Here is a 15,828-nt window from a genome sequence, read left to right as displayed (position 1 = left end):
TTTTAAGAAATTATGACTGGCTGGACCCGATAAGTTTTTATGAAAAATCATTAAAATATTTCCCTTACTCAAAAAAACTTATTCACAATTATGGAGTTGAACTGCTTATGAAATATAAATATGAAAAAGCACTTATTCAGTTTAAAAAACTGGAAAAACAATTTGCAAATTCAAAAAGAGAACTTTCAAAAGCAACCCTTGGAATAAGTAAAAGTTATTTTATGCTGGGTAATTATGAAGAAGCAATGAAATATTATATTAAAACACTTGAGATTGACCCTTTTAACTTTGATGCTTTAACAGGTCTTGGACTAATATATGAAAGAAAAGGAGATACTGAAAATTGTCTAAACTTTTTAAACAAGGCAGTACAAATAAATCCATATTCTTCTCCTACCCTATATCTTCTTGGTAAAATTTATCTTGATAAAGGTAATTATGATTTAGCAGAAAAAATTTTTATAAAAGCAATTGAACTTGACCCAAAAGAAAGTATTTACTGGAATAAACTTGGCATTTGTTATTTTAAAGAAGGGCAATTTGATAAATCTTTATATTGTTTCTTAAATGCATATAAATTTAATAAAAATGATTTTTTAATAATATTAAATTTAGCAAGAGCATGCCAGAGATTGAACAAACATAATGAAGCAATTTTTTATTTTGAAAGAGTTTTTGAATTAGAGCCAGAAAAAACAAAAAAAAATATTGAAATTTTAAACGATTATGCAATTTCTTTAAATGAGATAGGAGAAAAAGAAAAATCAATAGAAATACTTAAAAAAATTTTAAAAATAAAGCCAGATTTTGAACCAGCAAAAATTAATTTAAGGATTATATTACAACAGAAAAAATGAATTGAAAATTCTGATAAATGTTATATAAAAATAAAAAAGCCCCCGCTTTAAAAGCGGGGGCTTCCTCTTTTCAGATTATAATGGATTTCTTACTTTTGCCTGAGAATTGTCAGCATTGTTGTAATTTGGGAACAGTTCTTCAACTTTTCCTACTGGTATCCATCTTACATGCCCATCTATGTAGCAGGCATTAACTCCATCGTTCTTGTGGTTGAGAAGTCCAACAGGAACAGCACTTGCTCCACCACTTGTTGAAGTTGCTCCACTTTGCAATGCTGTTAAACTCCAAGGTGTTCCTGCTGTATATGTTCCTCCCTGATAATCTGTAATATAAACTGCCTTATCAACCACAAGAACTGTATCTATATCAACATTCTCATGGCACCATAAAGCATATGCATAAGAAAGACCTGCTCCATCTGTATCTCCTGTTGTATCTCTTAACTGTGTGCTTATCCCCTGGGTAATTTCAGAACCTGCAAGGTCAACTGTTCTGTGGGAAATGTCAGATGGGCATATAAATGTTTTCTGTGCTGAAACATAGTTTGGATAGAGTAGTCCAAGGCATCCAACTGCTGTCTGAAGAGTTGTTGCTGATGTAATCGGGAAGAATTCTCTGTAGTCCTGGCTATACATTCTTAATGCAAGACCAATCTGTTTTAAGTTACTTATACATACACTCCTTCTTGCCTGTTCCCTTGCTCTTGCAAGTGCTGGCAGTAACATCGCTGCGAGAATCGCTATGATCGCTATAACCACCAGCAATTCAATTAATGTAAATCCTTTTTTTCTCATCTTTTTTCACCTCCTTTCTTTATTTTTAATTTTACCATACTTCCTCCTGTTTGTCAAGTTTTTATGGATTCCTTATATTCATCCAGTTCGGTATTCCTTTATAATCACCTGAAGAAGGTATATAATAATCAGTCCCTTGTTTAACAGAAGGAATCCAGTTTACAGCACCTCCAACAAATAAAGCATTTACTCCTGCAGTTGAATGGTTATTATCAGGAGATAATTTTAAAGCAATAGCAACATTTGTAGTATTCCACATCTTATTACCAAGAGATAAAATCGCTGCTAATGTCTGCTTATCAACAACAATTACACTATCATCCTGTGTTTGTTCATTCAAAGGATAGCTCCAACCAGAATCCATTGCATAGGCATAGGAACATTCTTCTTTTTTTGTTATTCTTACATTTTGTGATTTTCCATCATTTTTCTGGCTCGGACATATAAAAATACCAGGGTCTTTCAAATAGTTTGGACATGGTCTTATATTTTGCCAGTTTCCCACAGTAGAATTTGTATATCCGAGTAATTTATTAAAAGCCATAATCACATTACCGTCTTCACCAGTTTGCCCAGGAGGAGCAGCAGCACCACTTACATCTGGAAAATTTTCATCATAATCCTGGGCATACATTTTAAGAGCAAGCCCTATCTGTTTTAAATTACTCACACATACACCTCTTCTTGCTGTCTCACGAGCACGTGCAAGTGCTGGTAAAAGCATCGCTGCAAGAATCGCTATGATAGCAACTACTACCAGCAATTCAATCAATGTAAATCCTCTTTTTCTCATTTTTTTTCACCTCCTTTCTTCCAAATTTTCAAAACAATAATTTTTCATTTTATGGTCTCGGTATTCTCAAAGCAGTTGTTGAACCATTTGTACAGTTAGGTAATTCAGATGTTGGTAAATAATAATTTCCACTTTTCTTATAAGAAGCAACCCATTTTACATTACCGCTTACATATAAAACATTAATTCCTTCTGTTCCATGATTATCCTGTGTTTCAAGGTCATAAGTTGTACTTTCTATAGCATAAAGAGCAGAGTTTGCTGTTGAAAGAGACCTTGCCCATCTATCTGCCATAATTGCTGTTTCCTGTGCTGTTTGTTCATGTAAAGGCAAAGCATAAACATAGGAACAAGTTCTCTGGCATATTAATCCTGTGTCTGATTTTGTTTCTGCTGAAGATGGACATACAAATACACCAGGGTCTTTCACATAAACAACTCCTTCCTTTAGGGCATCTGATTCATTTAACTGACCTGTAAGAAGTTGTAAAGAAACAGCCACATCATGACCTGTTGGTGCATTTTTATCAATGTTTGTTGGAAATCTCTCATCATAATCCTGAGCATACATATGTAAAGCAAGTCCAAGTTGTTTTAAATTACTCACACATACACCTCTTCTTGCCTGTTCTCTTGCTCTTGCAAGTGCTGGCAGTAACATCGCTGCAAGAATCGCTATGATAGCAATTACTACCAGCAATTCAATTAATGTAAACCCTTTCCTTTTCATCTTTTTTCACCTCCTTTCTTTTTTAATAACATTTTAATTTTCTGCAGCATCTATTCTTAATGTACACTATCTTTTTAATCTTGTCAAGTTTATTTTTACCTTATATTTTTAATTTTGTCAAGTTTTTTACTTATTATTTTCAAAATTTAAAATAAATGAGAAACTTTCTTCCTTCCCCTGGATAATCCGGAGCAATTTCATATTCTTCATTAAGTATATTATAAATACCAAAACCAATTTCAAATTTAGTTCTATAAGTAATTTCAAAATTTAATGTGGAAAAACTTTTTAAATCTTCTTTAATAAAATGTCTTTCACCAGTAAAAGAATTCCATATTTTAAAATTTATTTTTTCATTCTTAAATTCTATACCTGCATTATGTTTATATTCAGGAAGAAAAGAAATCTTTTTGTCAAAAATATCCTTTTCTATTTCAAGAAACAGATTTAAGTTATCTTTAAGTGGTATTTTTGAATTCAATAAAAAACCTGTCTTTTCAAATTTTTCTCTAAAAGGCTGGTAAAGATTATTGTTAGCAATATCTTCCCATAAATACTTTTTGTTATATGAATGAGAAATTTCAAATTCTGTATCTTTAAATTGAAACTTTACTCCACCTTTATATATTTCTTCTGGTAAAACTTTTTCTTTTTTTATTTCTTTCCAGTTTTCCATAATTACATCTTTCCATAAATCTGGAATTTCAAAATCAGAACTTAAAAAAACTGAAAAATTTTCATTTATTTTAAATAAAAAAGAAGGTAAAAATCTCAACCCACTTCCTTCAATAAATTTTAAACCAGGTTTAATTAAAAAATTTTCTTTCTCAAAAATTATATATTCTGTAATGGAAAAAACACTTTCATTATCAAATATATCTTCTTCAATTTCTGTATTCAATTTAAAACTTTTAAAATCTTTTTCCATATTAAAACCTAAAAAATGAGAAATTTCTTCATCAATAGCATAAAATTTATGGGAAAATCCAAAATTAAAATAAGAAAATCTCTTTTTAAAATCCCAGTTTAAATAAAAAAATTCCCTTTTATCTTCAAAAGGGTTTTTAACAGGTCCCGGAAGTTCCATCTGCCCTGTTATAAAATCAAGATTGAAAAGATTAGGGGATGAAGATAAATAGAATCTTGTGTAGAAAAAACCGCTGTTTTTTCTGTAATTTTCAGTATAAAAGTTTGAAATACCGAAATTCATTTTTTCATCATTGTAAACAATATCAAAACCCCTTGTTACAAAATTTCCAGATTTACCATTAAAAAACCATTTCTTTTTTCCCTTCTCTGCTTCTATCTTTTTTTCTTCAATTATTTCCTTTGTTTCTGTTATTTCTGTTTCTACTTTTGTTTCTTCTTCTATTTTAACTTCAGGTATTTGTGGAAAATTTATATCTGTAATTGAAGGCATAATATAAAATATCTTTGTTTTTTTCTCTGTAAGGTCTTTCCCTTCAATTTCTTCATAAATGTCTATATTCTGAGAATATGTAAACAGAGGAAAGAGAAAAATTAAAGTTAGAACTATTTCTTTAATTCTTTCAATGACTTTTCTGATTTTTCTTTCCATTCTTTAAATTGAGGATATAAACTTATTACTTCTATAAATTTCTCTTTTGCCTTTTCAATATTTCCCTGTTTCTGATAGATTTTACCAAGATAAAAATTCATTTCTGCTTTAATAACAGGACTATCTATTTTTAAATTTTCAAAAATATCTTTCGCTTTTGTGTATTCTTCTTTCAAGTAATAAATTTTACCGAGCAAAAATTCAATATAGTTATCATATTTATTTTCAAGAAATTTTTTTATATAAATTTCACCTTCTTCAAATTTTTTTTCTTTTATAAGAACTTCTATTAGATATGTTAGACCTTCTTCATAATAAGGATTGTTATTTTTTTCCACTATCTCTTTAAAATTTTTTTCCGCCTCTTTTAAATTATTATCCTGGTAAAATTTTTTACCTTTAAGATATGAAATCTGTAAAATAAATGGACTTTCAGGATATTCTTTTATCAAATTTTCCCAGAAATTAAGACAATCATTGAAATTACCTTTAAGATAATTCACATAACCTGCAAAAAAAAGTCCTTTTTCTTTAACTGAATTCTTATTTGCAAGTTCTATTGCTTTTTTAAAATAAAAAATACTCTTATCAAAATCCTTTTTATTGAAGTTTATAATACCTATTTTAAAATATATTTCAGGAATTTCTTTTCTTTCTGGAAATTTATTAATGAGTAAATTTAAGGTTTCTTCTGCTTTTTCCCATTTTTCAAGTAAAATATAGATATTTGCCTTTTCATTTAAAACATTAAATATTAAATTTGAATCATCTTTAAGTTCAATATTATTTAAAATCTCAATTGATTTTGAAAGATTTCCCCTTTTTTTCTCTATCATTGCAATCTGAAATTTTGCCCATTGCGAAAAAATTGAATTTTCTTCCAATAGTTTTTTATAATAATTTTCCGCTTCTTCATATTTCTCAAGATTAAAATAACAATCACCTGTTTTAAGTTTACTATCAGAAACAATATCTCCCTTCCCTGAAATAATCACTTTTTCAAAATAATCTTTTGCTTTTATAAAATTGCCTGATTCAAATTCACAGAGTCCAAGATAGTAATTTGCCCATAAAGTTAAATCTACATCTTTAAATTCATTTAAGATTAAAGAAAAATAGGTTCTTGCTTCTTGAATATTTTTGTTTTTAAAGAGGTTTATTCCCTTTTCAATTATTTTTTCAGATATCTGTTTTTCAATTTTCTCATCAGGTCCAAATTTATTTTTATACTCTATGTATGAATTTATGCTTGAATCAACATCTTCTGTCTTTAAATAGGCGGGAATTAAAAACTCATATGCATTTTTAAGATATTGAGATAGGGGAAACCTTTTTATTACTGTCTCAAGTTTTTCTATTGCCTGATGATATTTTTCAAGTTTAAGGAGATTATAGCCATAAAGGAGATAGACATAATCAACATAATCTTGATTTCCACCTGCAATATAATCTTCTATATACTTATTTGACAACTCATAAAAGCCATTCTGTGAAGATGTAATTGCAAGTTTTAGATAATCTTTACCGGTTTCCCCTATCCCAATCAATGTCAGGAGAAGATATAAAAAGATATGTTTCTTCAACATTCAGGACTCTTTTTATATTATATTTTCACAACATTAACTGCCTGAAGACCTTTATCTCTTTTTACAACTTCAAATTCAACTGCATCACCTTCATTAAGGGTTTTATAACCCTGACCTACAATTGAACTGTAATGGACAAATACATCTTCTCCATTCTCTCTCTCAATGAAGCCGAACCCCTTCTTGTTATTAAACCATTTTACTTTTCCTTTTTCTTTTGCCACTCTTTCTTCCCTCCTTTCTCATCCCAGAAAATTTAAAATAATTTTAAATCTCCGGGGTAATTTTTTTTAGATTTTACGGATTGGAATTTAAAAACTCCTTCCCTAAAATCCTCCTTTAACTTTTATTATTTTACATAATTTTTTTTATTCTGTCAATTCTAAATTTTCTTTCTTCTTTTTTCAACTGACAGAATGCTTTCAAATATTTTACTCCATTTTCATCTATAATTTCAAGAGGTAAAATTTTCCTTTCTGTAATTTCTTTTTTAAAATTCATATACCTTATTAAAATCTCTTTTTTTTCACTCAACGCTTTTAAAATATCTTCTAAAATAATTCTATCAGGATATATTTTATTCTCAATCTGATTTATGTCAAATATTATTCTTCTGTAAAAAAATTTTTTCTGATATCTGAACAGAAAAAGTAAATTTAATGAATTGGGCCTGTATCTTTTCTCAATTTCTCTACAAAAAATTTTAAAAATTTCAAATGTTGCTTTTGCATCATCTTCTGCTCTATGCTCTGATATTCTTTTTAACTTATAAAATTGTGAAAGATAATGAAGGGAATTTTTTCTGAAGGAAAAAAAATTCTTTGCGATTAAATATGTATCAATAATCTTTACTTCTGGAAATTGATATCCTACTCTTTCAAATTCCTTTTTTAAAAATGATATATCAAAACTTGCATTATGACATAATAAAATTTCTCCATTTATAAAATTTCTAATTTTTTCAACAATTTCTTTAAATTTAGGAGCATTTTCAACATCTACATCCTTTATTCCACTTATTAAGGAAACACTTTCAGGTATTTTTATTTCTGGATTTATCAAAGTGGTAAAATTTTCAATTAGATTATCTTTTTTTATTTTTAAAAAAGAAACTTCACAAATTCTATCTTTATCAGGATTAAGTCCTGTTGTTTCAATGTCAAGTACAATCAAATCATTTATTTTAATCTTCATTATCCAACAAGTTTTAAATATTTTTCAGGGTCTTTTTCAAATTTTTCTTTACAGGAAGGACTGCAGAAATAATATATCTTTCCATCTTTTTCCACTACATTTTTTGTTTCTTTTGTAAGCCATTTCCTGCAAACAGTATCTTTATATTTTTTCTTTCCCATTTTTCACTCCTATTAGACCATAAATTTTATATATTATATCATCTTTTCTTAATTTTTAAAAAACGGCATTCAAAACCCTTGATTATCAACAATTCCACCTTCCCACCTTAAAGGTGGGATGAGGCCGGTGTTATATATATGTTGTTTGAAAAAATCCAGTTTCTGTTATCAAGAAAAACTTCAACTCTATAATTTCCTTCTTTTTCAATCTTAATCTCTTCTCTTTCAATTATCCCTTCCATAATTACTTTACCATTTCTTATCAATTTTGTCTTTGCTTTAACAGGATTTTTTATCAATATTATATCATTGACTTTTCCTTCTTCTCCGCATATATACTTTCCATCTTTTTCACCAAAATAAAAGTTGGAACTATTCTGTATGTAATCATTAGCAAAAAATAAATTACCATTCTTTATTGAAGTTAATATTTTTACCTTATCTTCCTCTAAATTTCCAGAAAGTTTTTCTCTTAAATATATGTGGTTTCTCAGTGTTCTGAAAACATTTTTATATGAAAAATTTTTTTTGAAATCAAGAATTTTAAAATAAAAAGGTAAAGAATGAATATCAAGACCTGCAAAACCAGAAGTTTTCTTTTTCATATTTAATTCATCCCATTTTTTTAAAATTTTTTCAGCAGGAACATCAATATTAAAAGGGAAATTTAAGTATCTTAAAGGAATATTGTAAATTCTTGTTTTATCTGCCCAATCAAAAAGAGATGACCATATTTCAATTCCATGAAAAACAGAGTCCCATTTTTCCCATTTATAATCCTTTTTAACAAAAAAAAGACGATGTTTTCCATAAGGATGAACAATTAGTTTTATGAATTTTTCATTTTCTTTAAGGACATTTTCAATTTCTTCTTCTTTTGTCCATTTTTTATTCCCAATAAGTATAAAATGGTTTTTTTTCTTTTCATCCACCTCTTCAGCATGAATAATTAGAATATCATTATAGTATCCATCAATTTCAAATAATTCCTTATATTTTTCTTTTCCCTTTAAAGGAGTGTGAGAGGTAAGAATAATAAAATCAAGTTTTGCTTTTTTCCCATCTTCTGAAATTATTTTAATATATTCTTTTACTCTTCTTTTAGGAAAATGCACATGAATAACTCCAACAACCTCATTATATATTGACTTTTGGCTCATTTAATTGTATTATACCATAATTAGATTATATGGAATTAGATTATATGGCCCCATCGTCTAATGGTAAGGACAGGTGGTTCTCAGCCATCAGGTACGGGTTCGAATCCCGTTGGGGCTAAAAAAACAACTTCTGGATAACCGGAAATTATTCAGAAAAAGGAGGCGAATTATGAAAGAAATACTTAAAATTAATCCTGAAAGAGTGAGGGATTTTCTTGTTGAATTTTTAAGAGATGAATTTAAAAAAGCAAATAAGGGAGTAGCAGTTTTTGGCATGTCTGGTGGAGTTGATTCTACTGTTGTGGGATATTTGTGTAAAATGGCTTTTGGAAGAAATAATACCTATGGAATAATTTTACCCTACAAAAATACACCAAAAATTTCTGTTGACCATGCCTATATGGTGGGAAGAACTCTTGGAATAAGATATTTACGATTTAATGTAACACCTCAGATTGACTATTATTTCAAAAATTTCCCTCAGGCAGACAGAATAAGAATAGGAAACAAAATTTCAAGAGAAAGAATGAGCATACTTTACGATTTATCTTCCCATTTTGATGGTATCGTTGTCGGGTCAAGTAATAAAAGTGAAATATATCTTGGTTATGGAACTCTTTTTGGAGACCTTGCATGGCTTATAAATCCACTCGGAGACCTTTTTAAAACAGAAATTTATCAACTCGCTCAATTTCTCGGAATTCCAGAAGAAATATTGAAAAAAAAGCCAAGTGCTGAATTGTGGGAAGGACAGACAGATGAAGAAGAACTCGGTTTTACTTATCAGGATGCAGATATAATTCTTTACTATTATGTTGAAAAAAATATGAAGGTTGAGGAAATTACAGGTCAGATTAAAAATTTAAGTCCTGAAATTATAAATAAAGTTATTGAAAAGGTCAAAAAAACTGAATTTAAAAGAAAAGCACCAAAAATTGCAAAGATACCAGACGAAATTAAATACTCATAAATCAATCTTTTTCTCTTATTCTTTCTATTGCAAGGTTGACTCTGTTTATAAGTTCATGAATTTCTATTGTATTGCTTTTTTTATTTATAAGGATATTAATTCCTGGAAGTAAAAAAGGTTTTGTAATTAAATACTGATTCCCGTTTTTTTCTCCAAGAAGTCCTTCAATTGTAAAACGATTATCCTTTATTGAAATCCTTCCCTTTATATCTTTATAATAAAAGTTTGAACTTCCAGCCATTCTGATTGGATTACCTCCACTTAAAGAGGCAATGAGTTCAATTGCTCCAAAATTCATAAATTGTTTAATACCTCTTTTTTTCACTGAATTAAAAGTTACATCAATTTCAAATTTTCCTTTGCCTATATTAAATTCTCCATTGATATTCATTAACCCTTCAAATACAATTTTTTCATTAAAAGAATAAGCAAGTTTTTTTAAGTTTAAATTTTCAATAAAAAGTTTACCATTTATATAAGAAAAATCTTTATTTTTAATATCAATGTTCCCTTTCCCTTTATAAAAAGAAAATTTTATATCTCCCTCTAAATCTTTATTAAATTTACCATTAATGTTTTCAATTATAAGTTTTCCATAATTCATATTTTCACAGGAAAAAAAATTCTCAGGTGTTTTAAATTTAAGATTTGTAAATTTTATATCTTTGAAAGAAAAAATTTTTGAAATGAACAGAGATTCTCCGTCAAAATAAATTTTTTTTTAAAAAGTTTAACACAAATTTATTTGAAGAGAATTTAGAACCCTCCATTTTAAGATTATATTTTTTTATTATTTCTTCAGGAAGTAGTTTCAAAAATTCATCAAGCGAAAATTCTTTTGTATCAAAAATAAATTCAAACTCATTTTCAGAAATAAAACCACTGAATACAAGTTGTTCTCCTTTTTCATTTTTAAGAACACCCTCTTCTAACAGTCCTTTTTTTTCTAAAGGTAAATATTTCCCCTTGACATATAAATTAAATTGGCTCTGATAGTTTGCCTGAGAAATTTCTTTTATATCAAGATTAAATTTGATTTCTTTTATTTTTTCTTTTTCCTTTTCAATAAAAACCTTTCCATATATTTTACCGTCAAAAGGTATTTTGTATTTTGTCATTTCCAGAATTTCTTTAACCCTCACTCCGTTGAGTTCAATAACTCCTTCAAATTTTTCCTTTCCCCAGTTTGAAAGAAATCCAGAAAATTTTAAATTACCAATACCTTCTATTTCAATTCTTGATGTTGTAATATTTACATTCCCATTAACGACATTTCCTTTTATCTTTCCTTCAACATTTACTTTTTTCTTTTCAAAATCAGACAGGATTTCTCCAGGACCTTCAAAAGCAAAAGCATTTTTTATAAAGGATGGTTTTAATTTCACTTCGTCCATCCTGACAGAAATCCATGTTTCTTTATAGGTAAGGTCTTTTAAATTTATTTCTCCTGATGAAAAATTTATATCTTTTATCTTCCATTTTTCAGTGAGATTTATATTTTTTATCAGATTAATTTTAAAAACTATGAAAGAGAAAATGAAAAACAATATTATTAAAAATGGAATAATAAAGTATTTTATCTTCTTAAATTTTTTCCTTTCTATTTTTCCTCCCATTTATCATAACATATTATTTCTTCTAAACTTTTTCTGTTTTTTGTTTCTTTAAAAACATTTGGATTTTCCGGATATCCTAAAGGTGTCAGAGCGACAACATTTACATCCTCCGGAATTCCAAGAAATTTTTTTATCCCTTCATTGTCAAAAGAACCAATCCAGCATGTACCAAGTCCTTCTGCTCTTGCTGCAAGTGTAAGATGGTCAACAGCAATTGCCACATCAACGATAACACTGTAATCACCCATCCATCTACCTCTATTATAATGAATATTTTTACCACAGGCAACTATTAAAACAGGAGATTCAGCAACAAATTCCTGTCCATCGCAAAGGGCAATCATTTTTTCTTTTATCTTACGGTCCTTTATAATAATAAATTTCCATGGCTGTCTATTATTCCCACTGGGCGCTATTCTTGCTGCATTTAAAACTCTTTTTAAGACATCATCGGGAATGGAATCTTTTTTATAGTTTCTCACACTCCTTCTTGTTTTAATAACTTCATAAAATTCCATACCTTCCTCCTTTTATTTAACCGTTATTTCTCCTGTTTTAGGATTGTAAACAAACTTCATTCCTTCAGGTGGTTTTGGCATTTCCTCTTTTTTAATATATCCTTTTTCAACAAGTTCATCAAGAGAATAAGGATATCTTCCTTCCTGAATCTGAAAAGTATTAATTTTATTTTTCAAATAAATAACACCATCCATTGCCTTTGCCTTTTTCATGGTCTTACTCATTACTTCTCCATACTTTAAAGGAGCATTTAAAGGAGTAAGTTCTTCCTCTTTTTTCTTACCACAACCTGAAATAAAAACCAAAACTATTATTACAGAAATTGCAGAAATTAAAACATTTTTTTTCATTTTCCACCCCCCTTATATTTTTTTAAGTTTCTATAAATTTTCCTTCTTTTTTTTAATCTTACCACTTTTTTTAAAATTTGATAAGTTTTTTTTCAGATGGTATTATATCTCTGACAAAAAGGGAAAAAAATGAATCTGTGGTTACTTGCTGTTAAAGGTGGGTATATAATGATACCCATCTTTATATGTGGTGTTTTAACTCTTGCAATAATAATAGAAAGATTTATTTACTTAAAAAATTCTCAAATTGACAGTGAGAAATTTATAAAAGATATAGAAGACCTTTTAAAAAGAAGAAAAATAAGAGAAGCAATTGAAAAATGTGAAAATCAAAATAAACCAGTTCCAAATATTATAAAAGCAGGTCTTTTAAAACTTGATAGAACAAGGGATGAAATAAAAGAAGCGATTGATGACACAGCAAACCACCAAATTCCAGAACTTGAAAAATATCTTGTAATTCTTGCGACCATTGCAGTAATATCTCCTCTTTTAGGACTTCTTGGAACTGTAACAGGAATGATTAAAGCATTTATGGTAATTGAAATGAAAGAAGGACTTGTAAATCCTGGAGAACTTGCAAGAGGAATCTGGGAGGCGCTTGTAACAACTGTAGGTGGACTTGTTGTAGCAATTCCTGCTTATCTTTCTTACAATTATTTTGTATCCCGTGTAAACAATCTAATACTTGAAATGGAAAAAAGTGCAACAAGATTGATAGACCTGATTTTCTTATTAAAAAGTGAAGAAGAATGATGAATAACAAGGATTTTGAAATTTGAAAATTTTGAAATTGTTGACAAATAAAAAATTCCTCTTGACAAAATTTAAAAAGTGTTGTAAATTCAATAAAAAAGAAAGAAAGGAGGTGAGAAAGTATGAATAAAGGAGATTTGATTGAAGCAGTAGCAAAGGTTGTTTGTACAAAAAAAGAAGCGGCAGCAGCAGTTGATGCAGTTTTAGATGCAATTAAAGGTGCTCTTAAGAAAGGGGATGTAGTTACTCTTGTTGGCTTCGGAACATTCAAAGTTGTGGAAAGAAAAGCAAGAAAAGGAAGAAATCCAAGAACAGGAGAAGAGATAAAGATTCCAAAGAAGAAGGTTCCAGTATTCAGAGCAGGAAGCGAATTGAAAAAGGCAGTCAAGTAATTTTTAATTCTTAAAGGCGGACCTTAGAAAATCCGGTCCGCCTTTTTTATTTTAAAAGATTTTAAATTTTCTGAAAGGATGATATCTACAAAGAACTTTTCCAACAATAAAGTTTTTTTCAACGGGTCCCCATGTAGTACTGTCTTCACTTTCATTTCTGTTGTCTCCAAGTAAAAAATAAGTTCCTGGAGGGATTTCTATTTCTTTAAATAAATATTCAGGTCTTTCTTTAATATAAGGTTCTTGAAGTTTTTCTCCATTTATATAAACATAACCCTTTTCAATTTTTATTTTTTCTCCCGGAAGCCCTATAACTCTTTTAATTAAAAACTCTTTTTCTCCTTCCGGAGAAAGTAAAACAACTATATCTTTTCTTTTTATATCATTTGATTTTACAGAAATTATTTTATCCCCAATACTTAAGGTAGGTTCCATTGAAGAGGATATTATTTTTAAAAATTTAACATCTTTAATCCCAAAAATATAACCAGTAAAAAAAACTATCCCGATAAGTATAAAATATCTGATGAGTTTAAACATAGTTTATATTATAAACCTTGACAATTTAATTGTCTAATGGGTATAACTATTTAAATATTTTTTTTCTGGAGGGCTACATATAAAATGGAAGGTGGAACTTTAGGTTCTGAAGTTGAAGAAATACTTGAAAAAATAGATATAGTTGAAATTGTTTCTGAATACATAAATTTGAAGAAAGCGGGTAAAAATTTTAAAGCATTGTGTCCTTTTCATCCCGAAAAAACACCTTCTTTTTTTGTGAGTCCTGAAAAACAGGTTTTTCATTGTTTTGGATGCGGGATTGGTGGAAATGCCTTGAAATTCTTAATGAATATAGAAAAAATATCTTTTTATGATGCCTTAAATATTCTTGCAAAAAAGGCAGGAATAGAAATTTCAAAAAAAGAAAATATTGAAGAAAGTATTGAAAAAAAGAAAATTTTAAAAGCAAATGAATATGCAGCCAATTTATATAATAAAACTCTTTTTTCTACTTATGGAAAAATTGCTCTTGAATATTTATATCAGAGAGGTTTAACAGATGAACAGATTAATAAATTTTCAATTGGTTTTGCTCCTTCAAATAATTATCTCATAAAAAAATTGGAAGAAGAAAAATTGAATAAAAAGGACTTTTTACTTGCTGCTTTACTTGATGAAGAAGGAAAAGAAGACACATTCAAAAATAGAATAATTTTCCCAATTTATAATATTAAAAACGAAATTATTGGATTTGGAGGAAGAACCATAGATGATGAAATTATGCCGAAATATTTAAATATAAGAGAAAATATTGTTTTTAATAAAAGTAATTGTCTGTATGGAATAAACTGGGGTAAGGAAAATATAAAATCAAAAGGATTTGTTATTTTTGTTGAGGGATATTTTGATGTTTTGAAAATGCATATAAAAGGAATGCAAAATACAGTTGCTCCTATGGGAACTACCATAACAGAACTTCATTTAAATTTGATGAAAAAACTCACTGATAAAATTTTATTGCTTTTTGATGGTGATGACCCTGGAATAAGAGCGGTATTGAGAAACCTTGAAACAATAATAAAAAAGGGATTTGAAATTAAAATCTGTATGCTTCCTTCAGGTTTTGACCCTGATAAATTTATTGATGAATATGGAATAAAATCACTCAAAAATTTTATTGAAAATTCACAGGATTTTGTTGATTTCTCAGTATCTATAAATTCACAGATTTATGACATTAAAAATCCCAAGGAAAAATCTGCAATTATAAAAGAAACCTTGAAATTTATCTCAAAAGTCCCGGATGAAATTGAAAGATATGAATTTTTAAAAAAACTTTCTGAAAAGATGGAAATAAAGATTGAGATACTTGAAGGTTATCTTGATGCGATGATAGAAAAAGATATTGAAACGGAATATATAACTCTCTCAAAAATAAATCAGGAAAATCAAAATTCTGCTGAAAAATTTTTAATAGAAATAGTTATAAATGATAAAAAATATTTTGAAAAACTTTTTGAATTTAAAGGACAACTTACAGAAAAAATAGAGAAAATAATTACAGCGGGTGAAAAATTAATTAATAAAAAACTTGAAATAAATCCTTCTCTTTTAATGGGTGAATGTAACGATGAAGAACTTGCAAGTTTTATTTCCTCTATTGCGATAAAAGATAATAATAAAATTTCAGAGGAGTTAAAGGAAAAAATTTTCAATGATTGTTTAAAAAAAATAAAAAAGAAAAAATTGTTGATAGAAATTGAGTCATACAAGAAAAAAATGAATGAAAAACTGGAAAAAGGGATTGATTATAAGGATGATTTAAAAGAAATGCAAAAATTGTTATATAAATTAAAAAAGGAGTGAGAT

General features: G+C 28.2%; 19 protein-coding genes and 1 tRNA gene. 6 read left to right on the top strand and 14 right to left on the bottom strand.

The features are described 5' to 3' along the window. A partial coding sequence (locus PKV21_03110) for a tetratricopeptide repeat protein (GenBank protein ID HOM26479.1) occupies positions 1–857 on the top strand: 857 nt, incomplete at its 5' end. Between the two features lie 75 nt (positions 858–932). Here the strand turns inward: PKV21_03110 and PKV21_03105 are convergent. The 9 genes from PKV21_03105 to PKV21_03065 form a co-directional block, all read right to left on the bottom strand. Further along, positions 933–1,652, bottom strand: a complete 720-nt coding sequence (locus PKV21_03105; GenBank protein HOM26478.1) for a DUF1559 domain-containing protein — start codon at positions 1,650–1,652, stop codon at positions 933–935. 61 nt (positions 1,653–1,713) lie between these two features. Continuing rightward, positions 1,714–2,445, bottom strand: a complete 732-nt coding sequence (locus tag PKV21_03100; protein HOM26477.1) for a type II secretion system protein — start codon at positions 2,443–2,445, stop codon at positions 1,714–1,716. 49 nt (positions 2,446–2,494) lie between these two features. Further along, positions 2,495–3,175, bottom strand: a complete 681-nt coding sequence (locus PKV21_03095) for a DUF1559 domain-containing protein (protein ID HOM26476.1) — start codon at positions 3,173–3,175, stop codon at positions 2,495–2,497. Between the two features lie 139 nt (positions 3,176–3,314). Continuing rightward, positions 3,315–4,754, bottom strand: coding sequence for a hypothetical protein (locus PKV21_03090; GenBank protein ID HOM26475.1), 1,440 nt, complete (start codon positions 4,752–4,754; stop codon positions 3,315–3,317). Then, the gene (locus tag PKV21_03085; protein ID HOM26474.1) at positions 4,709–6,340 is read right to left on the bottom strand and encodes a tetratricopeptide repeat protein; all 1,632 of its coding nucleotides are present in this window, start codon (positions 6,338–6,340) and stop codon (positions 4,709–4,711) included. Before PKV21_03085 ends, PKV21_03090 begins: the two co-directional genes overlap by 46 nt. 17 nt (positions 6,341–6,357) lie before the next feature. Continuing rightward, positions 6,358–6,564 carry a cold shock domain-containing protein gene (locus tag PKV21_03080; protein HOM26473.1) on the bottom strand — a complete coding sequence of 69 codons (207 nt, stop codon included), beginning with the start codon at positions 6,562–6,564 and terminating at the stop codon, positions 6,358–6,360. Between the two features lie 130 nt (positions 6,565–6,694). Beyond that, positions 6,695–7,534 carry an exonuclease domain-containing protein gene (locus tag PKV21_03075; protein HOM26472.1) on the bottom strand — a complete coding sequence of 280 codons (840 nt, stop codon included), beginning with the start codon at positions 7,532–7,534 and terminating at the stop codon, positions 6,695–6,697. Beyond that, a complete protein-coding gene (locus PKV21_03070) occupies positions 7,534–7,695 on the bottom strand; it encodes a YHS domain-containing protein (GenBank protein HOM26471.1) in 162 nt (53 codons plus the stop codon). Before PKV21_03070 ends, PKV21_03075 begins: the two co-directional genes overlap by 1 nt. Before the next feature lie 107 nt (positions 7,696–7,802). After that, positions 7,803–8,855, bottom strand: coding sequence for a hypothetical protein (locus PKV21_03065; GenBank protein HOM26470.1), 1,053 nt, complete (start codon positions 8,853–8,855; stop codon positions 7,803–7,805). A 46-nt stretch (positions 8,856–8,901) separates the two neighbouring features. Here PKV21_03065 and PKV21_03060 point away from each other — a divergent pair. Both PKV21_03060 and PKV21_03055 read left to right on the top strand, forming a co-directional pair. Further along, positions 8,902–8,973, top strand: a tRNA-Glu gene (locus PKV21_03060). A 51-nt stretch (positions 8,974–9,024) separates the two neighbouring features. Next, positions 9,025–9,825 (top strand): NAD+ synthase, encoded by an 801-nt coding sequence (locus PKV21_03055; protein ID HOM26469.1) that lies wholly within the window; start codon positions 9,025–9,027, stop codon positions 9,823–9,825. A gap of 1 nt (position 9,826) precedes the next feature. On the opposite strand, the gene PKV21_03050 is transcribed toward PKV21_03055, so the two are convergent. The 4 genes from PKV21_03050 to PKV21_03035 form a co-directional block, all read right to left on the bottom strand. Then, positions 9,827–10,429, bottom strand: a complete 603-nt coding sequence (locus PKV21_03050) for a hypothetical protein (protein HOM26468.1) — start codon at positions 10,427–10,429, stop codon at positions 9,827–9,829. A 100-nt stretch (positions 10,430–10,529) separates the two neighbouring features. Next, complete coding sequence (locus PKV21_03045) at positions 10,530–11,441, bottom strand: hypothetical protein (GenBank protein ID HOM26467.1); 912 nt, start codon at positions 11,439–11,441, stop codon at positions 10,530–10,532. After that, a complete protein-coding gene (locus PKV21_03040) occupies positions 11,426–11,959 on the bottom strand; it encodes a nitroreductase family protein (GenBank protein HOM26466.1) in 534 nt (177 codons plus the stop codon). The genes PKV21_03045 and PKV21_03040 overlap by 16 nt, the downstream gene beginning before the upstream one ends. Positions 11,960–11,971: 12 nt before the next feature. After that, positions 11,972–12,310, bottom strand: a complete 339-nt coding sequence (locus PKV21_03035) for a hypothetical protein (GenBank protein ID HOM26465.1) — start codon at positions 12,308–12,310, stop codon at positions 11,972–11,974. Between the two features lie 129 nt (positions 12,311–12,439). Here PKV21_03035 and PKV21_03030 point away from each other — a divergent pair, with 129 nt between their 5' ends. Continuing rightward, positions 12,440–13,066 carry a MotA/TolQ/ExbB proton channel family protein gene (locus PKV21_03030; protein ID HOM26464.1) on the top strand — a complete coding sequence of 209 codons (627 nt, stop codon included), beginning with the start codon at positions 12,440–12,442 and terminating at the stop codon, positions 13,064–13,066. A gap of 122 nt (positions 13,067–13,188) precedes the next feature. Beyond that, the gene (locus tag PKV21_03025) at positions 13,189–13,458 is read left to right on the top strand and encodes an HU family DNA-binding protein (protein ID HOM26463.1); all 270 of its coding nucleotides are present in this window, start codon (positions 13,189–13,191) and stop codon (positions 13,456–13,458) included. Positions 13,459–13,509: 51 nt separating this feature from the next. Here the strand turns inward: PKV21_03025 and lepB are convergent, their stop codons facing one another. Next, a complete protein-coding gene (lepB, locus tag PKV21_03020; GenBank protein HOM26462.1) occupies positions 13,510–13,998 on the bottom strand; it encodes a signal peptidase I in 489 nt (162 codons plus the stop codon). An 84-nt stretch (positions 13,999–14,082) separates the two neighbouring features. Here lepB and dnaG point away from each other — a divergent pair, with 84 nt between their 5' ends. Then, positions 14,083–15,825 (top strand): DNA primase, encoded by a 1,743-nt coding sequence (gene dnaG, locus PKV21_03015; GenBank protein ID HOM26461.1) that lies wholly within the window; start codon positions 14,083–14,085, stop codon positions 15,823–15,825. Positions 15,826–15,828 lie beyond the last annotated feature (3 nt).

Source organism: bacterium, assembly GCA_035371905.1.
Classification (GTDB): Bacteria; Ratteibacteria; UBA8468; order B48-G9; family JAFGKM01; genus JAMWDI01.
Note: the sequence above shows the minus strand (reverse complement) of the source record. Positions and strands in the feature narration are given on the sequence as shown.